This is a genomic window from Streptomyces antioxidans (assembly GCF_000968685.2).
Classification (GTDB): Bacteria; Actinomycetota; Actinomycetes; order Streptomycetales; family Streptomycetaceae; genus Streptomyces; species Streptomyces antioxidans.
Genome location: NZ_LAKD02000095.1, coordinates 31,204 through 48,552, shown reverse-complemented (window position 1 = coordinate 48,552; position 17,349 = coordinate 31,204). Strand labels below are relative to the sequence as shown.

The window sequence follows — 17,349 nt, the reverse complement described above, 5'->3', positions numbered from 1 at the left end:
GCCCCAGCCTGCGCCGCCACCGCCCCCAGCCTGCGCCGCGCCCCGCGTCCAACCCACCCCGCCCTACCGCAGTATCGCCGCCCCCAGGGCGCCCAAGGTGATCGTGCAGGTGACCGCGGCCGCGGCCGCCCGCGGGGACAGGGCGGGCGGCCGGGGCGCGGGCATGGCCCGGATGCGGCGGTGGGCCAGGGCCAGGAAGGCCAGCCAGGTCAGCACCACCAGGGCCAAGGCCACCAGCGAGACCGGGCCGCCACCGCCGTACAGCGTCTGCCGACCCGCGAGCGACGCGGTCACCGCGCACGCCAGCGTCGTACGCCGCCACGCCAGCCGCGTCCGCTCCGGCTGGAGGCCGGGATCCCGGTCCCGGTCCCGGTCCCGCGTTCGGGACCCGTCGGTCCCTTTCCCGTCCGGCATCGCCTCACACCTCCCGGTTCACCCGCCCCACCCGAAGGCGGCCACGATCACCATCAGCAGTGCGACCACCGCGACCGCGAGCCCCAGCACGATCGGGAAGCGGGACGTCGGCAGGTCCTCGCCGCGCCGCATGGCCCGCTCGCAGCGGACCCAGTGGCTGATGGCCCGCAGGGCGCACAGCGCACCGCCCACCAGCAGGAGGAACGCCAGCGCGAGCCGCACCGGGCGGGCCGTGTCCGAGAGGAACTGGTCGACCGCGAATCCGCCGCCCACCAGCGCCATCGCGGTGCGCAGCCACGCCAAGAAGGTCCGTTCGTTGGCGAGCGAGAAGCGGTAGTCGGGGGTGCTTCCCTCCTCCCACAGCCGCTCGGGCACGAACCACAGCCGGATGTCCGCAACCGCTGAGCGGCGGCCACCGCCACCCGACTCGGTACGACCGGAAGGTTCCGACGGGCCGGAAGGTTCCGGGGGACCGGAAGGATCCGTCACCCTTCGACCTTCTCACGGCGCCACTCCGCCAGCCGCCGGTACGCCTCCCACCCGTCCGGCACCCACTCCCACTCCGGCAGCCGCCGCGTCAGCTCCTCCTCGGTGAGGAACGCGTGCCAGGCGACCTCCTCGGCCTGCGGATCGACCGGCAGCTCGCAGCGCACCTCGTAGATCCGGCTCCACCAGGTGTGCTCGGGCGTTTCGTAGAGGAACGAGAACCGCGGTACGGGCGCGGGCAGCCCCCGCACCCCCAGCTCCTCCTCCGCCTCGCGCAGCGCGGCCTCGTCATAGCCCTCGCCCGCGCCGACGACCCCGCCGACGAACATGTCGTACAGCGAGGGGAAGACCAGCTTCTCGGCGGTGCGGCGGTGGACGAAGATCCGGTCCTGGGCGTCCCGCGCCTGGATGAAGACGCAGCGGTGGCGGAGTCGGTGGGCCATGGCGTCTCCGCGGCGGGCCTGGCCCACCACGCGATCGCGCTCGTCCACGATGTCCAGCAGTTCGTCGGCGGAAAGCGGCTCCTGATCAGGCATACCGCCATACAAGCAGATCGGGGGCGCGGTCAGCGCCGGTGGCCGCCGCCGTAGCCGTAGCCATTGCCGTTGCCATGGCCGCCGCCGTAGCCGTGGCCGCTTCCGCCGCCGTTCCCGTTTCCGTACCCGGCGCCGTAGCCGCCTCCCTGCCCCTGCCCCTGCCCCTGCCCTTGCCCTTGCCCCTGCCCTTGGCCTTGCCGGTACGGCCCGGAGCCGCCGTCCTGGCCGCGCTGTCTTGCCTGCTGCTCGGCCCAGCTGTCGAACGCCTCCACCGCGTCCTGCCAGTCGTCGTACTGCCCCGGCCCCCGGGACGACGAGCCCGGCCAGGACGGGGTGGAGCGGCCCTCACCGGACGAGGACACCGCGGGCTTGTCCGGCGCGGAGTCGCCCGCCGGGGCCTGGGCCGTGGGCCGGGCGGCGGCCGGTGGCTGCGGCTCGGGCTTCTCGGTGCGGGCACCGCGCAGCGGGGTCTCGCCCTTCGCCGCCTCCGCGTACGGAACGGCACGGCCCTCGGGCTCGTCCGGCACGGCCGTCGAGCTGTCGTGGCCGGAGGCGGCCGTCGCCTGGCGGGCGTCCTTGCCCATGAGCATGAAGAGCGCGGTGGCCGCGCCGGTGGCCGACAGCAGGATCGCCCCGGCGGCCGCCTTGCGCCGGTGGTCCACCGGGCGGCGGCGGGCGTGCCGGGGCCCGATCACCTCGCCGCGGAGCACCTGAGCCTCGTCCGCGGGCGGCCCCGCTGCGAGGGGCTGTGGGCCGGGCGTGATGAGCGTCGGGTTCACCACACGACGTTCGACATCGGGCCTCGGCCCTGGGTGCTCAACGGAGCGGTCAGCCATGGTCGATGATGATGCCCGTTTGGCCGAACCCTGTCCAATGTCGGTGAACGAATGTGACCTTTTGTTCCACGCCCAGGTTGCGCGGCGGGAGTTGGCCCTCCGGCCAGATGGGCCGACGGTGGCCGGGGACCGCTCCCACACCCCGGGTTGACGCCGTACTGGCCGGTAGGCAGGATCGCGGACATGACGCCGTCGGCACACCGTCGGCACACCGGCAGCGCACCGGCGGCGGGCGTCGGCGGGCTCACGAGAACGGGACACCACACCATGGCGTACGACGCGGACGTGATCGTGATCGGCGCGGGCCTCGCGGGCCTCGCGGCCACCGCCGAACTGGCCGACGCCGGCCGCAAGGTGATCCTGCTCGACCAGGAGCCCGAGCAGTCGCTCGGCGGCCAGGCCCACTGGTCCTTCGGCGGCCTCTTCCTCGTCAATTCGCCCGAGCAGCGCCGGCTGCGCATCCGCGACAGCCATGAACTCGCCTGGCAGGACTGGCTGGGCACGGCCGGGTTCGACCGCGAGGAGGACCACTGGCCGCGCCGCTGGGCCGAGGCGTACGTGGACTTCGCGGCGGGCGAGAAGCGGTCCTGGCTGCACGCCCAGGGGCTGCGGCTGTTCCCGCTGGTCGGCTGGGCCGAGCGCGGCGGCTACGACGCGACGGGACACGGCAACTCCGTGCCCCGCTTCCACATTACCTGGGGCACCGGGCCCGGAATCGTCGCCCCCTTCGAGCGGCGGGTGCGGGCGGCCGTCGCCCGCGGCCTGGTCGAGCTGCGCTTCCGGCACCGGGTGACGGGCCTCGCCCGCAGCGCGGGCACGGTCGACACCGTCACCGGCGACGTCCTCGAGCCCAGCCGGGCCGAGCGCGGCACCTCCAGCAGCCGCGAGGTCACCGGCGCCTTCGAACTGCGCGCCCAAGCCGTGATCGTCACCTCCGGCGGCATCGGCGGCAACCACGACCTCGTCCGCGCCAACTGGCCCGAACGGCTCGGCTCCCCGCCCGAACGGATGATCTCCGGGGTCCCGGCCCATGTGGACGGCCATATGCTCGGCATCGCCGAGGGGGCCGGTGGACGGATCATCAACCGCGACCGGATGTGGCACTACACCGAGGGCATCCAGAACTGGAACCCCATCTGGCCCCGGCACGGCATCCGCATCCTGCCCGGCCCGTCGTCCCTGTGGTTCGACGCGCGCGGCAAGCGGTTGCCGGTGCCGCTGTTCCCCGGCTTCGACACCCTCGGCACCCTCGAGCACATCATGCGGACCGGCCATGACCACACCTGGTTCGTGCTCACCCGCAAGATCATCGAGAAGGAGTTCGCGCTCTCGGGCTCGGAGCAGAACCCGGACCTGACCGGCAAGAACGTCCGCGATGTGATCGGCCGCGGGCGGGCCGGGGTGCCGGGCCCGGTCCAGGCGTTCATGGACCACGGCGCGGACTTCATCGTCGAGCGCTCGCTGCCCGCGCTGGTCCGGCGGATGAACGGGCTCACCAAGGAGCCGCTCATCGACGAGGCCGAGCTGCGCCGGGAGATCGTCGCCCGTGACCGCGAGATCGCCAACCCCTACACCAAGGACCTCCAGGTCACCGCCCTGCGCGGAACCCGCAAGTACATCGCCGACCGGCTCATCCGCACCGCCGCCCCGCACCGCGTCCTCGACCCCAAGGCGGGCCCGCTGATCGCCGTACGGCTGCACATCCTGACCCGTAAGACGCTCGGCGGCCTGGAGACCGACCTCTCCTCCCGCGTCCTGACCGAGGGCGGCGACCCGCTGCCCGGCGTCTACGCGGCCGGGGAGGCGGCGGGCTTCGGCGGCGGGGGAGTGCACGGCTACCGCTCGCTGGAGGGCACCTTCCTGGGCGGCTGCCTCTTCTCGGGGCGCACGGCGGGCCGCGCGGCGGCCGAGGCGGTGGGATAGACGGCGGCGCGGTGGACAGAGACGCGCATCGACGTGCGGCTACGCACCGGGGCAGGGGCGGGGAACAGCCCGCCGTACGCGCCACACCCGCCGGACGCCGCTGACCCCCGCGCCCCGGCGGCACGCGGCGGGGCACGGACCCGGAGTCTTACCGAAGTCTGACGAATACCGGCGGGAGATGGCGCACCGCGCCCGCCCGGTGCTCTCATTCACACCATGGACCCCAACACCGGTGCCGGACCCGACGGCCACGGCGCGCCCGTCGGCCGGCGCCTCGTCCTCGGCATGCTCGGCCTCGGCGCGGGCGCGATGGCCGCCGCCCCCTGGCTCCAGGGCAAGCTGGAGACCGCCCTGGGCGCGGTGGCCGACAAGGACCCGACGGGGGTGACCGGACTCCTCCCCAACGGCGGCGGGTTCCGCTACTACTCCGTCACCTCCTCCGTGCCCCACAAGGACGCCGACAGCTACCGCCTCACCGTCGACGGCCTCGTCGACAAGCCCGGCGCGTACCGCCTCGCCGAGCTGCGGGCGCTGCCGCAGACCCGGCTGGTGCGCGACGTCCAGTGCGTCACCGGCTGGCGGGTGCCCGAGACGCCGTTCGAGGGGGTGCGGCTGTCGGCGCTGCTCGACGCCGCGGGGGTGCGCCGAGGGGCCAAGGCCGTCCGCTTCACCTGCTTCGACGGCGCGTACAGCGAGAGCCTGACCCTCGATCAGGCGCGCCGCCCCGATGTACTGGTCACGCTGAAGCTGCGGGACGAACCGCTCGGCCACTCCCACGGTGGCCCGGTGCGGCTGTATGTGGCGCCGATGTACTTCTACAAGTCGGCGAAGTGGCTCTCCGGCATCACCGTCACCGATGAGGTGCGGCCCGGCTATTGGGAGGAGCGGGGCTATGACGTCGACGCCTGGGTCGGCAGGTCGAACGGACGCGACGATGACCCCACCGACTGAGCGGACCACGGTCCCTCCGCCCCGGGGCGACGACGGGGACGGCGGCTCCCGGGTGCTCCGGTTCAGCCCCGCCGAGCGCTGGGTCCACCGCACCACGGCCCTGCTGCTGGGCGCGTGTGTGATCAGCGCGGCCTGTCTCTATCTGCCCGCGCTCGCCGAACTCGTCGGCCGCCGCGCGCTCGTCGTCACCGTCCACGAGTGGACCGGCGTCCTGACGCCGCTCCCGGCCCTGCTCGGCCTCGTCTCCCGCGCCTTCCGCGCCGATCTCACCCGCCTCAACCGCTTCGGCCCGCACGACCGCCGCTGGCTGCGCGCGGCGCTGCGGCGCGACCACCGGGCCCAGGAGCGTCCGGCGGGGAAGTTCAACGCCGGGCAGAAGCTGTACGCGGGGTACATCGCGGGCGCGGTGCTGGTGATGGCGGGCACCGGGCTGCTGATGTGGTTCACCGGTCTGGCCCCGCTGGTGTGGCGCACCAGCGCCACCTTCGTCCACGACTGGCTGGCGCTGGCCGTCGGCATCGTCCTGCTCGGCCACATCGGCAAGGCGCTCGCGGATCCGGAGGCCCGGCGCGGGATGCGCACGGGCCGGGTCGAGCGGGCGTGGGCGGCCCGGGAGCACTCCCTGTGGCGTACGGACGAGGACGCGCGGGAGCGCTGATTCCGCGCCCCCGCCGCCCTTGCCGCCACAACCGGGGCTCCGCAGGGCCCGACGCGACCCGGCCGTCGCTCACAGCGCACAGACCGGCGCCTTCTCCTTGTCCTTCGGCGTCACGCGGGGGCTGGCCGCGTCGCGCGCCGTCGGCACCGCGCCATGCGTCGGACGCCTGCGGTCGCGGTGCAGCAGCCCCGCCGACCAGATCGCCACCGGGGCCAGACACAGGGCCAGCGCGAGCACCGCCCAGATCCGCATCACCGCATGGGTGTGCCCCAGGAAGAACGAGCCGGCCAGCGAGCAGCCGAACACCCCCGCCCACAGCAGGTGGATGCGGAACGTGGCGATCCGGTCGGGGCTGGACGAGTCGCCCTTGGGCGTGACCACGAACCGGCTGGTGCGCCGCAGCACCGCGTCGCACAGCGACTTGGCGTAGATCGGGGCGGACAGCGCCGAGAGCAGCATCCCGGCGAGACCGCCGGAGCCCTCCGGCTCGTGCGGGGAGACGTTGTGCCGCCGGTTCCAGACGTACAGCCCGATCTGCAGCACCGCCGCGTCGCTGTAGAGCATCATCCACAACTCGGCCGGGATGTGGATCCCCGCGGCGCCCAGCATCAGGAACAGCGCGCAGGACAGCGCGGAGAGCAGCCAGTTGACCGCGGTCATCGGGTAGTACGCGATCATCAGCGTGTAGTTGAGCAGCTTGCCGGGCGACAGGGTGAACGGGCCCTTCCAGAACTGCTTGAGCACGGTCTCGTAGGTGCCGCGGCTCCACCGCATCTGCTGGGTGAAGAAGTCCGTCCAGGTGCTCGGCCCCTCGCCGACCGCGAGCACATCGGGGGTGTAGACCGAGCGCCACTTCCTCCCGGTCGCCGGGTTGCGGTGGCGGTGCAGCTCGAAACCGGTGGCCATGTCCTCGGTGATCGAGTCGTACAGCCCGCCGATCGAGCGCAGCGCGCTGATCCGCACCGCGTTGTTGGTGCCCACGAACATCGGGCCGCCATAGGCGTTTCCGGCCCGCTGGATCAGCGCGTGGAAAAGGAACTGCTGGCTTTCGGCGGCCTTGGTGACCGGGGTGTCGTAATTCCCGTAGACCTGCGGGCCGACCACGAAGGCGATATCCGGATCCCGGAAGTAACCCAGCATGCGCTCCAGGAAGTTGGGCAGCGGCACATGGTCGGTGTCCACACACGCCATGAACTCATACCCGTCGCCGTGCTCATCCAGCCAGGCGTTGTAATTCCCGTGCTTGGTCCTCGCCCGGAAGGCGCCCTTCGGCTGGTTCCACTTCTCGATGCCCTTGCGGGAGAAGTGCCGCACGCCCAGCCGTTCGCACAGCGCCTTGACCTCGTCGTCGTCCCCCTCGTCGAGCAGCCAGACGTCCAGCGGCCCGGTGTGCCGGATCCGCACCGCGCCCTCCAGCGTGGCCCGGACCATCGCGATCGGCTCCTTGCCGGGCACAAAGCTGGTCAGGAACGCCACGCGGGTCCCCGGCTGCGCCACCACCGGCACCGGATCCCGCGCCACCAGCGTGGCATGGGCGTTGGAGACGACCGTGAACAGGCGAAACCCCTCGATCAGCGCGATCGAGACCAGCATCGCCAGGTCCGCCGCCCGCTGCCACCCCGGCGCATAGCCGCGCTCCACCCAGTGGCCGGGCTGCAGCAGCCACACCAGCAGCACCGCCGAGCACACCGGCGCCGCGCACAGCAGCAGCGCGGCCCGGAACCGGTGCGGCTCCTGCGCCAGCAGGCTGCGGCAGCGCACCCGGTAGGGGCGGTCCGCGGGGGCCTTGGTCAGCGGGCCCGCCAATTCGCTGTACCGCTTGTAGTCGTACACCGGGGCGGGATGGTCGTGCGGAACGCGGGAATGCGACGCGGTACGCGCGGGCGGCGGCCCGGCTACGGCGCGTGCGGAGGTTTTCCGGGGGGAATCTCTGACGGGGGTCGGTGCAGACATCTGGGCACTCCCGCGGGGCTGGCTCGAACCGAATGTCGCGCCGCGATGACCCATACGGGCGATATTCATCAGGTCATCGCGCGAGATGAGAAGGTAACAATCCCATGGGGCAGGAGCGCGCACATCGGATATTCGGCGCGCCTTTGTTGACGGCCCGTAAGGCATCCACCCCGACGGCGCAGCGGCGCGCGTCTTACGTGATTTACATCCCGCCGTCTGGCAGGGTCGGCACCGATCGAAGCCCATCGGAATACGGAGGATGGGGCGCAGTCGCCCGATGAGAGTCCTGCACATCATCTCCCGCCTCGGGGCCGGAGGAGCCGAACAGCAACTGCGGCTGCTGCTGCGCCATATGCCGGTGCGCTGTGACGTCATCGCCCTCTCGGGCCCCGGCGCCACCGCGCACGGCATCCGCGCGGACGGCGTTCCGGTCATCCAGCTGCCCCTGGACGGCGGGCGCGAGCGGCAGCTCACCACCGTGCCCAGGCTGGTGCGGCTCATCCGGTCCGGCGGCTACGACCTGGTGCACACCCATCTGTACCGGGCGGCTGTGCTCGGCCGGATCGCCGCCCGGCTGGCCGGGGTGGGTGCGGTCATCGCCACCGAACACAGCCTGGGCGAACGGCGGATCGACGGCCGCCCGCTCACCGCCGCCCTCCGCGCCCGCTATCTCGCCGCCGAGCGGCTGGGCTCGGCCACCGTCGCCGTCTCGGCCGCCGTGGCCGACCGGCTGCGCGACTGGGGCGTGCCCAACCGCCGGATCCATCTGGTGCCCAACGGGATCGACGCCCGCCACTTCCGCTTCGAGCCGACCGCCCGGGCGGCCGCCCGCGCCCGGCTCGGCATCCCCGACCGGGCCTTCGTGGTGGGCGGGGTGGGGCGCCTGGTGGCGGACAAGCGGTTCGACACGGCGGTACGGGCCGTCGCCGGGGTGCCGGACGCCCGGCTGCTGCTGGTCGGCGAGGGCCCCGAACGCCCCGCCCTGGAGGACCTGGCCGCCCGGCTCGGCGTGGCCGACCGGGTCCGGCTGCTGGGGGAGCGCGAGGGCGCGGTGGGCCCGGCCGACGACCGGCCCGCGGGGCTGCCCGCGCTGCTGGCCGCCATGGACGTCCTGGTCTCGCCGTCCGCCGAGGAGGCGTTCGGCCTCGCGGCGCTCGAGGGGCTGGCGGCCGGGCTGCCGGTGCTGCACACCGTCTGCCCCGCCCTCGACGAACTCCCCCACGGCGCCGCGCCCGCCGCCCGCCGCATCGCCCCCGGCCCGGCCGCCCTCACCGCCGCCCTGCGCGCCCAGGCCGCCCAGGGCCCCCTGCGCTTCCCGGTCCCGGACGCCGTGGACCGCTACGACATCACCCGCGGCGCCCGCCGCCTGATGGACCTCTACGACCGCACCACCACCTGCGGCCCGGACGGCTGCCTACGGGTGCCCCCCGCCAACCGCATGCCCCGCCGCGGCGCCCCCGCGGGCTGAGACGGCCGGGGCGAAGGGACATCAGCCGCGCGGTGTCTGCCCTTCGCGGGGTGGTCGGCCTTCACGGGGCGTCAGGGGAGTGGCTGTTCGGTCCAGATGCACTTGCCGGTGGGGGTGTAGCGGGTGCCCCAGCGGTGGGAGAGGGCCGAGACCAGTTGGAGGCCGCGGCCGCCCTCGTCGGTTTCCGAGGCGTGGCGGATCCGGGGGGTGGTCAGCGAGCCGTCGGTCACCTCGCAGATCAGGCCCTCGCCGCGCAGCAACCGTAGCTCTATCGGGCCCCTGCCGTGCCGGATCGCATTGGCGACCAGCTCGCTGACCAGCAGCTCCGCGGTGGGGGTGAGCGGAGCCAGCTCCCAGTGGATCAGCTGGTCCCGGACGTGATCGCGTGCCTCGCCCGCGGCGATCGGCCCCTCGGACAGCGGCCACGCGGCGATGTCGCCGGGGGCGAGCGTATGGGTGCGGGCGATGAGCAGGGCCGCGTCATCGGCGGTGAGCTGCTTCTCCGGCAGCAACTCGGCCAGCACCGCGTCGCACAGCCGCTCCAGCGACGCGTCCTCAGCTCTGTCTCCGGCCCGCCGGGCGTGCTCCGGGCCGGGGGCGCGGGCCGCGCTGGACAGCGCGCTCGCCAGCTGACACAGCCCGCGGTCGATGTCCCGGTCGGCGGATTCCACCAGACCGTCGGTGTACAGCACCAGCAGACTGCCCTCCTCCAGGCTCACCTCGGTGGTCTCGAACGGCGGCCGGGCAGCGCCCAGCGGTGGATCGGGGCAGCTCCAGGCGAAGCGGACCGGGTGGCCGGGGCGTACGACGGCCGGTGGCGGATGTCCGGCGCTGGAGAAGACGCAGGTGGCGGCGACCGGGTCGTACACGGCGTACAGGCAGGTCGCGTAGAGGTTGTCCCCGAGGTCGCTCACCACGTCGTTGAGCCGGGTGAGCAACTCGGCGGGCGGGAACTCCAATTCGGCCAGGGTGTTCACGGCGGTGCGCAGCTGGCCCATGGTGGCCGCCTCGGACAGCCCGTGACCCATCACATCGCCGATGACCAGGGCCACCCGGGCGCCGGACAGCGGGATCACGTCGTACCAGTCACCGCCCACGTCGATGCCCTCGCTGGCGGGCAGATAGCGGGCGGCGGTGGCGACCGAGGCCAGCGACGGCAGGGCACGGGGCAGCAGCCCCCGCTGGAGTTCCTTGGCCCGGTTGTGCTCCATGTCGTACAGCCGGGCGCGCTCGATGGCCTGCCCCATTAGCCCGCTGAGCGCGGTGAGCAGGGCCCGCTCCTCCGCGTCGAGGCGGCGCGGCTCGGCGAAGGCGATCACCGAGCAGCCGATGTTCCGGCCGGAGACGATCAGTGGCAGAAAGGCCCAGGCCTGCTTCCGCGCCGCGGCGGGCCGTCCCTCCATGCGGGGATAGCGCGCGGTGTACTCCTCGACCGACTCGATGAAGGCCGGTGCCCCGGTCCGGTACACCTCCGAGACCGGCGACACCTCATGGATCGAGTACCCGTCGATCGACTCCAGGAAGGTCTGCGGATAGCCGACGGCCCCGGCGATCCGGATCACGTCGCCCTCGATGAGCTGCACCACCACCCCCGAGGCGCCGAACGGCGGCAGCACCCGGTCGGCGATGGCGTTCACCACGTCGCACATCGTCAGCGCCTGGGCGAGGGCGTCGGTCAGTTCGCCGATCCGCGCGGTGCGCTCGGCGGCCGTGTGCTCGGCCGCGGCCCGCTCCGCCTCCCGCGCCCGGCTCGCGGTGATATCGGCGGCGTAGACCGTGAGCCCGTTCGGCACCGGGACCAGCCGCATGGCGTACCAGCGCCGATTGGTGGGCCAGCGCACCTCGAACCCGACCGGGGTGCCGCTCTCGGCGGCCCGCCGGTAGCGGTCCCGCAGGTCCGGCTCGGCCTCGTCGACGCGCAGCCGCGCGAAGGCGTCCCACAGCGTCCGGCCGAGCGTCTTCCGGGCGGCGCCGAGCAGGCGCTCCGCCTCGCCGTTGACGAAGGTGATGCGCCAGTCGCCGTCGACCGCGAAGAACGCGTCGCTCATATGCCAGAGCGCCCGGCACACCTGGTCGTCGGCCAGCGAGGTGCCCGTGTGGCCCAGGCCCAGGCTCCGGTCCCGGTCCTGGTCCTGGTCCCGGTCTTGGTCCTGGTCCTGGTCCTGGTCCTGGTCCTGGTCGGGAGGGGCCTCCCACAGCCGCCGCGCGGCCCACGCCGACAGCGCCTCGACGGCCGCCCACCGCTCCGGTGCGGGCCGTTCGGCCGGGACCACCAGCACCGACAGCGCACCGGTGACCCCGTCCGGAGTGATCAGCGGAACCGCCAGCAGCCCGCTTCCGGCGGGCAGCGCCGGGCCCGCGCCGCCCCCCTCGGCAACGCTCGGCGCCCACACCGGTGCCCCCTGGGCCATCGCGCGGGCCGGGGCGCTGACACCGGCCGGTTCGACCTCCGCCCAGTCCCGGGCCACCGTACGGATCAGCCCGTGCACCGCCGTGAGCAGCAGCGGCCGGGCGCCGGGGCCGCGCAGATGCACCATGCCGCCGAGACCTCCGGTCTCCGTCACGGCGTGGTCGAGCGCGAATCCGAGCAGATCGGGGCCGCTCAGCCCGTCACCCGCCTCGGTGATCACGCGTATCCGTGCGGCGATGGCCTCGTCCGTGCCCATGGGGAAAATTTACTCCCTTGGGGTGGTATTCCAGGATGTGGCGCCGAGGAGGGGAGTCCCGGCACGGATGTCATGCCGTGAATATCCCGGGGTGCTCGCGGACGTACTCCCGCACCCCGGTCGCGGGCCTTCCGGTGATCGTCTCGATGTCGTCCGTCCGGCGGTCGTAGCGGTTCTCCGCGTGCAGCCGCGCCATCGTGGCGAGGTGGTCGGCGAGGTGTCCTGGCAGCCCCAGCGCCTTCAGGTCGTGGTTGACCCAGGCCTCGTAGGAGACGTCCACATAGGCGACCGGGCGGCCGAGCTCCTCGGCCAACTCCTCGGCCAGGGTGGTCATGTCGACCGAGGCCGGGCCGGTCAGGTGGTAGGTCCTGCCGATGTGCGAGGAGGGGTCCGCCAGGATCGTCGCCACCACCGCGGCGACGTCCCGCGCCGCGACCGGGGAGGTGCGCCCGGTGCCGAACGGCAGCCGGATCGTGCCCTCTTCCGCGATGGAGCGGTAGACGAAGGCCGTGAAGAGCGGATTCTCCAGGAAGATGGTGGGCCGCAGATGGGTGACGGGCAGCCCGGACCAGTTGAGCGCCTGCTCGGCCAGCCAGTGCTCCCGCTGCTGCGCGGACTCCGAGGTGCTGGTGAGATCCATCTGGGAGACCGTCATCTGCGACATGTTGACCAGCGCGTCCAGCCGGGCGTAGTCGCGGGCGACCGCCGCCGTGGTCATCGTGGCCTCCAGGTACGCCGGCGAGACGCTCATGCCGAAGTACATCCGCCCGCAGCCGTCCAGCGCGCGGGCCACGTCCGGGGCGCGGGTCAGATCGCCCGCCACCACCGCCGCGCCCGTCGCGCGCAGCGCCTCGGCCCGCTCGTCCTCGCGGTGCACCATGGCGCGCACGGGCAGTCCGCGGCGGCGCAGCTTCTCCACCACGGTACGGCCCACGGCCCCGACGCCGCCCGCGGCGCCGGTCACCAGGATCGGTGGAGCGGGCATGGCTAGGACACCAACTTGTCGACCGTGATGGGCAGTTCGCGGATCCGGACACCGGTGGCGTGGTACACGGCGTTGGCGATGGCCGCGGCGGTGCCGGTGATGCCCACCTCGCCGAGGCCCTTGGCCCCCATGGGGTTGGTGTACGGATCGGACTCGTCCAGCCAGTGGGCCTCGACCGTGTGCACATCGGCGGCGGAGGCGATGTGGTACTGGGCGAAGTCCTGGTTGACCACATGGCCGAACCGCGGGTCCAGCACGCTGTGTTCGTACAGCGCCATCGAGATCCCCTGGGTCATTCCGCCGATCAGCTGGGAGCGGGCCGTCTTGGGGTTGATCACCCGGCCCACGTCGAACATCCCCAGCAGCCGTGCCACCCGCACCTCACCGGTGTCCTCGTCCACCCGCACCTCGGCGAACTGGGCACCGAAGCTGTGCATCGCATAGCGCTCGGCCTCCGGATTGCCGCCGGGCAGCTCCGCGGTGACCTCCAGACCCTCCGCCGGTGCGATGCCGCCGTGCTCGGCCCGCAGCCGGGCCCGCAGCCGGTCCGCCGCCTCCCAGATCGCGGTGCCCCAGCTGTTGATGCCCGCCGAGAACCCGGCGACCGACGCGGACGGCAGCGCCGTGTCCCCGATCCGCATCTCCACCTGTCTGACCGGGACGCTCAGCGCGTCCGCGGCGATCTGGGTGAGCGCCGTCCAGGTGCCGGTGCCCAGGTCGGCGGCGGCGATCCGCACCGTGTAGTGGCCGTCCCCGGCGAGCCGGATGGTGGCCGCGTTGCCGGGGAAGCGGGGGGAGGGATACGTCGAGGCGGCCACGCCGGTGCCCACCAGCCAGCGCCCCTCGCGCCGGAAACGGGGCGCCGGGTCCCGCCGGTCCCATCCGGCCCGGCGGGCGCCCTCACGCAGACAGCCCGTCAGATGGCGGCTGGAGAACGGCAGCCCGGACTCCGGATGCACCTGGGGCTCATTGCGGATCCGGAACTCCACCGGGTCGATGCCGCAGGCGATCGCCATCTCGTCCATCGCGGACTCCAGCGCGAACATCCCCTGCGCCTCGCCCGGCGCCCGCATGATCGTCGGCACCGGGAGATCCAGCGGGGCCAGCCGGTGGGTGGTGCGCCGGTGCGGCGCCGCGTACATCGTCCGGGAGCAGACGGCCACCTGTTCCGCGTACCCCTTGGCCCTGGCGGTCTGCTCGATCACCTCGTGGGAGAGCGCGGTCAGCCTGCCGTCCCGTCCGGCGCCCAGCCGGATCCGCTGGATCGACGCCGGGCGGTAGCCGACCAGGGCGAACATCTGCTGCCTGGTCAGTGAGAACTTCACCGGCCGCCGGACCATCCGGGCCGCCATCGCGGCGAGCACGGCGTACGCATGGGGGTAGACCTTCGAGCCGAACCCGCCCCCGACATGCGGGGAGATCACCCGCACCCGCCCCGGTTCAAGACCCAGCACCCCGGAGATCAGGGCCTGGCTCATGGTGGCGCCCTGGGTGGAGCAGCGCACGATCAGCTCACCGTCCAGCCAGGTGACCACGGCTGTGTGCGGCTCCATCGGGTTGTTGTGGTACATCGGCGTGGCGTACGTGGCGTTCACCATGGCCGGTGAGAGCGCCAGCGCCGTATCGACGTCCCCCAGCACACTGTCGGCGGGCGAGCCGTCCTGGAGCTCTCCGTCGCCCGAGCCGAACACCGCGGCGTGCACCGGGGAGTAGAGGTCGCCGCGGTCGGCGCGCAGCACCACGTCGGGGGGACGGCTCTCGTAGTCCACGCGGACGAGCCCCGCCGCGCGGCGCGCGGTCTCCAGGCTCTCGGCCACCACCGCCCCGATGAACTGGCCGCGCCAGGCGACCTCGTCGGACTGGAGCACTGCGAGCTCCGGATCCTCGGGCCGGGTCAGGGTGGGGGCGTTGAGGTGGCTGAGCACCGCCAGCACCCCCGGCTCCGCCTCCGCGAGCGCGCTGTCCACTCCGGTGACCCGCCCGGCGGCGATCGTGGACTGGAGCGGATAGAGATAGACGGGCTGGTCGAGGGGCCATTCATAGGCGTAGGTGGCGGTGCCGGTGACCTTCTGCACACCGTCGATGCGGTCCATCGGCATGCCGATGGCACGGGGGCGTGCCGTGACGTCGCTCATCGCACCTCCTCCAGCAGCTCCAGCAGGGTGCCGACCATCGTGTTGCGGGCGAGCGGGATCTTGAAGGCGTTGCCCGCCAGCGGCCGCGCCCCGGCCAGCTCGGCGGCGGCCGCGTCCACGAAGCTCTCCCGCGTGGCGGGCGCGCCGCGCAGCATCGCCTCGGCCGTGGTGGCCCGCCAGGGCTTGTGCGCCACTCCGCCCAGTGCGATCGCTACGTCCCGTACCGCCCCGTCGGTGACCTCCAGCGCGGCGGCGACCGAGACCAGTGCGAAGGCGTACGAGGCGCGGTCGCGCACCTTGCGGTAGCGGGAGCGGGCCGCGGCGTGCGGGGGCGGCAGCTCAACCGCGGTGATCAGCTCACCGTGCTCCAGGACGGTGTCGCGCTCGGGGGTGTCCTCCGGCAGCCGGTGCAGCCCGGTCAGCGGGATCCGCCGCTCGGCGGCCGGGCCGACCACCGTGACCACCGCGTCCAGCGCGGCCAGTGCGACGGCCATGTCGGAGGGGTGGGTGGCCACACAGGCGGGGGAGGCGCCCAGGACCGCCATATCGCGCTGATAGCCCTCCACCGCGGAACAGCCCGAGCCGGGGACGCGCTTGTTGCAGGGGGTGGTGACGTTCTGGAAGTACGGGCAGCGGGTGCGCTGGAGCAGATTGCCGCCGGTGGTGGCGAGGTTGCGCAGCTGGCCCGAGGCGCCAGAGAGCAGTGCCTGGGAGAGCACCGGATAGCGCCGCCGGACCCGCAGGTCGGCGGCGAGATCGCTGTTGGGCACGGCCGCCCCGATCCGCAGGCCCCCGTCGGGCAGCTCCTCGATCCGGTCCGAGGTCAGCCGCCGGACGTCGATCAGCAGCTCCGGGGTCGTCACCTCGAGGCGCATCAGATCGACCAGATTGGTGCCCCCGGCCAGATAGGCCGCGTCGGCCTCGCGCACCAGGGTGGCGACGGCCGCCGGTATCTCGTCGGCGCGTTCGTAGCGAAAGGGCCTCATCGGTGCGCCACCTCCGCGATCGCCGGGACGATGTTCGCGTACGCCGCGCAGCGGCACAGGTTGCCGCTCATCCGCTCGGCGATCTCCTCGTCGTCGAGCACCACATCGGTGGCGCCCGGGTCCCTGCTCACGGCGCTGGGCCAGCCCTTCCCGGCCTCCTGCAGCATGCCGGCCGCCGAGACGATCTGCCCGGGTGTGCAGTAGCCGCACTGGAAGGCGTCATGGGCGATGAACGACCGCTGGAGCGGATGCAGCTCGCCGTCGGTGAGCCCGGCCGCCGTGACGATGTCCGCGCCCTGGTGGGCGACGGCCAGTGCGAGGCAGCCGAGGATGCGGCGGCCGTCGAGCAGCAGGGTGCAGGCGCCGCACTGTCCGTGGTCGCAGCCCTTCTTGGGGCTGGTGTTCCCCAGTCGTTCGCGCAGGGCGTCCAGCAGCGTCGTACGGGTGTCGACGGTGAGGTGGTGCTCGGTCCCGTCCACCCGGAGCTCGATCTCGAGATCCATGATCCCTACCCTTGATCGTCATCCTTCGGAACGTCACGCGGCACCCCCATTCTCGGACATATAGGGACTGATCGCCCGTTCGGCGGTATGGTCACGCCGGGGCGCCGTAGCGATACGGGCCGCGGCCCGTGCCCGGCCGACACCGGTGGACCAGGCCGCGGCCCGGGGCCGGGACCTCCTTCAGGTGTGCTGGATCACGGCTTCCAGATGGGGCAGATAGTGGTCCATGCGGTCCCGCTTGGTGAGCAGATACGGGAGGTTCTCCTTGTGCGGTGTCATCAGCAGCGGCACCTGCTCGCTGACCCGGACGCCGTGCCGCAGCAGCGCGTCCCGCTTCTGGGGGTTGTTGGACAGCAGCCGTACGGAGCGCACCTCGAGGTCGTGCAGCACATCCGCCGCCACCGTGTAGTCACGGGCGTCGGCCGGCAGGCCGAGGGCGAGGTTGGCCTCGACCGTGTCCAGCCCCTCGGACTGCAGCTTCATCGCCTCCAGCTTGGCGAGCAGCCCGATGCCGCGCCCCTCATGGCCTCTCAGATACACCAGCACGCCCCGGCCTTCGGCCACGATCGCCTTCAGCGCGGCGGACAGCTGGTCGCCGCACTCGCAGTGACGGGAGCCGAACGCGTCCCCGGTCAGGCACTCGGAATGCAACCGGGTCAGCGCCTCCTCCCCGCCGACATCGCCGTACACCAGCGCTATTTGTTCATCGCCGCGCACCAGGTCCCGATAGCCGATCGCGAGAAAGTCGCCATGCTTCGTGGCCAGCCGGACATTCACCACTCGTTCGACACCCGAGGTGCGGGTGCCGACATCGAACACGCCATCACTTTCTGTCATGTGCGGATCTTA

General features: G+C 72.9%; 15 protein-coding genes. 4 read left to right on the top strand and 11 right to left on the bottom strand.

From position 1 onward, the window contains the following. Nucleotides 1-63 precede the first annotated feature (63 nt). From VT50_RS29055 to VT50_RS29040, 4 genes are all read right to left on the bottom strand, one after another. Nucleotides 64-414 carry a DUF202 domain-containing protein gene (locus VT50_RS29055; protein WP_079343922.1) on the bottom strand — a complete coding sequence of 117 codons (351 nt, stop codon included), beginning with the start codon at nt 412-414 and terminating at the stop codon, nt 64-66. 18 nt (nt 415-432) lie between these two features. Next, nucleotides 433-804, bottom strand: coding sequence for a YidH family protein (locus VT50_RS29050; protein ID WP_046084380.1), 372 nt, complete (start codon nt 802-804; stop codon nt 433-435). Between the two features lie 95 nt (nt 805-899). Beyond that, nucleotides 900-1,436 (bottom strand): NUDIX domain-containing protein, encoded by a 537-nt coding sequence (locus VT50_RS29045; protein ID WP_046084367.1) that lies wholly within the window; start codon nt 1,434-1,436, stop codon nt 900-902. 29 nt (nt 1,437-1,465) lie between these two features. Then, on the bottom strand, nt 1,466-2,215 hold the full coding sequence (locus VT50_RS29040; RefSeq protein ID WP_143645293.1) for a hypothetical protein: 750 nt from the start codon (nt 2,213-2,215) through the stop codon (nt 1,466-1,468). Nucleotides 2,216-2,539: 324 nt separating this feature from the next. On the opposite strand from VT50_RS29040, the gene VT50_RS29035 reads away from it, so the two are divergent. The 3 genes from VT50_RS29035 to VT50_RS29025 all read left to right on the top strand — a co-directional run bounded on the left by VT50_RS29035 (nt 2,540) and on the right by VT50_RS29025 (nt 5,804). Next, nucleotides 2,540-4,195 carry an FAD-binding dehydrogenase gene (locus tag VT50_RS29035; RefSeq protein WP_046084366.1) on the top strand — a complete coding sequence of 552 codons (1,656 nt, stop codon included), beginning with the start codon at nt 2,540-2,542 and terminating at the stop codon, nt 4,193-4,195. A 216-nt stretch (nt 4,196-4,411) separates the two neighbouring features. After that, nucleotides 4,412-5,146 carry a molybdopterin-dependent oxidoreductase gene (locus VT50_RS29030; protein ID WP_046084365.1) on the top strand — a complete coding sequence of 245 codons (735 nt, stop codon included), beginning with the start codon at nt 4,412-4,414 and terminating at the stop codon, nt 5,144-5,146. Continuing rightward, complete coding sequence (locus VT50_RS29025) at nt 5,130-5,804, top strand: cytochrome b/b6 domain-containing protein (RefSeq protein WP_078840546.1); 675 nt, start codon at nt 5,130-5,132, stop codon at nt 5,802-5,804. The genes VT50_RS29030 and VT50_RS29025 overlap by 17 nt, the downstream gene beginning before the upstream one ends. Before the next feature lie 69 nt (nt 5,805-5,873). Here VT50_RS29025 and VT50_RS29020 read toward each other — a convergent pair whose 3' ends face one another. Then, nucleotides 5,874-7,757 (bottom strand): glycosyltransferase family 2 protein, encoded by a 1,884-nt coding sequence (locus tag VT50_RS29020; protein WP_046084364.1) that lies wholly within the window; start codon nt 7,755-7,757, stop codon nt 5,874-5,876. Nucleotides 7,758-8,034: 277 nt separating this feature from the next. Here VT50_RS29020 and VT50_RS29015 point away from each other — a divergent pair, with 277 nt between their 5' ends. Beyond that, nucleotides 8,035-9,225: a glycosyltransferase gene (locus VT50_RS29015; protein ID WP_046084363.1), complete on the top strand. Its 1,191-nt coding sequence runs from the start codon at nt 8,035-8,037 to the stop codon at nt 9,223-9,225. A 71-nt stretch (nt 9,226-9,296) separates the two neighbouring features. Here the strand turns inward: VT50_RS29015 and VT50_RS29010 are convergent, their stop codons facing one another. The 6 genes from VT50_RS29010 to ribA form a co-directional block, all read right to left on the bottom strand. Then, nucleotides 9,297-11,891 carry a SpoIIE family protein phosphatase gene (locus VT50_RS29010; RefSeq protein ID WP_046084362.1) on the bottom strand — a complete coding sequence of 865 codons (2,595 nt, stop codon included), beginning with the start codon at nt 11,889-11,891 and terminating at the stop codon, nt 9,297-9,299. Between the two features lie 70 nt (nt 11,892-11,961). Beyond that, nucleotides 11,962-12,876: an NAD(P)H-binding protein gene (locus tag VT50_RS29005; protein WP_046084361.1), complete on the bottom strand. Its 915-nt coding sequence runs from the start codon at nt 12,874-12,876 to the stop codon at nt 11,962-11,964. A gap of 2 nt (nt 12,877-12,878) precedes the next feature. Continuing rightward, a complete protein-coding gene (locus VT50_RS29000; protein ID WP_046084360.1) occupies nt 12,879-15,011 on the bottom strand; it encodes a xanthine dehydrogenase family protein molybdopterin-binding subunit in 2,133 nt (710 codons plus the stop codon). Continuing rightward, on the bottom strand, nt 15,008-15,997 hold the full coding sequence (locus VT50_RS28995; RefSeq protein WP_046084359.1) for an FAD binding domain-containing protein: 990 nt from the start codon (nt 15,995-15,997) through the stop codon (nt 15,008-15,010). The genes VT50_RS29000 and VT50_RS28995 overlap by 4 nt, the downstream gene beginning before the upstream one ends. Beyond that, a complete protein-coding gene (locus VT50_RS28990; RefSeq protein WP_046084358.1) occupies nt 15,994-16,500 on the bottom strand; it encodes a (2Fe-2S)-binding protein in 507 nt (168 codons plus the stop codon). Before VT50_RS28990 ends, VT50_RS28995 begins: the two co-directional genes overlap by 4 nt. 180 nt (nt 16,501-16,680) lie before the next feature. Further along, nucleotides 16,681-17,337 carry a GTP cyclohydrolase II gene (ribA, locus tag VT50_RS28985; protein WP_046084357.1) on the bottom strand — a complete coding sequence of 219 codons (657 nt, stop codon included), beginning with the start codon at nt 17,335-17,337 and terminating at the stop codon, nt 16,681-16,683. Nucleotides 17,338-17,349 lie beyond the last annotated feature (12 nt).

Coding starts and splice junctions, on each gene's coding strand:
- VT50_RS29000 (WP_046084360.1), bottom strand. CDS start 15,011: ATGAGCGACGTCACGGCACGCCCCCGTGCCATCGGCATGCCGATGGAC.
- VT50_RS29005 (WP_046084361.1), bottom strand. CDS start 12,876: ATGCCCGCTCCACCGATCCTGGTGACCGGCGCCGCGGGCGGCGTCGGG.
- VT50_RS29035 (WP_046084366.1), top strand. CDS start 2,540: ATGGCGTACGACGCGGACGTGATCGTGATCGGCGCGGGCCTCGCGGGC.
- VT50_RS28990 (WP_046084358.1), bottom strand. CDS start 16,500: ATGGATCTCGAGATCGAGCTCCGGGTGGACGGGACCGAGCACCACCTC.
- VT50_RS29030 (WP_046084365.1), top strand. CDS start 4,412: ATGGACCCCAACACCGGTGCCGGACCCGACGGCCACGGCGCGCCCGTC.
- VT50_RS29020 (WP_046084364.1), bottom strand. CDS start 7,757: ATGTCTGCACCGACCCCCGTCAGAGATTCCCCCCGGAAAACCTCCGCA.
- VT50_RS29010 (WP_046084362.1), bottom strand. CDS start 11,891: ATGGGCACGGACGAGGCCATCGCCGCACGGATACGCGTGATCACCGAG.
- VT50_RS28995 (WP_046084359.1), bottom strand. CDS start 15,997: ATGAGGCCCTTTCGCTACGAACGCGCCGACGAGATACCGGCGGCCGTC.
- VT50_RS29015 (WP_046084363.1), top strand. CDS start 8,035: ATGAGAGTCCTGCACATCATCTCCCGCCTCGGGGCCGGAGGAGCCGAA.
- ribA (WP_046084357.1), bottom strand. CDS start 17,337: ATGACAGAAAGTGATGGCGTGTTCGATGTCGGCACCCGCACCTCGGGT.
- VT50_RS29045 (WP_046084367.1), bottom strand. CDS start 1,436: ATGCCTGATCAGGAGCCGCTTTCCGCCGACGAACTGCTGGACATCGTG.
- VT50_RS29025 (WP_078840546.1), top strand. CDS start 5,130: ATGACCCCACCGACTGAGCGGACCACGGTCCCTCCGCCCCGGGGCGAC.
- VT50_RS29055 (WP_079343922.1), bottom strand. CDS start 414: ATGCCGGACGGGAAAGGGACCGACGGGTCCCGAACGCGGGACCGGGAC.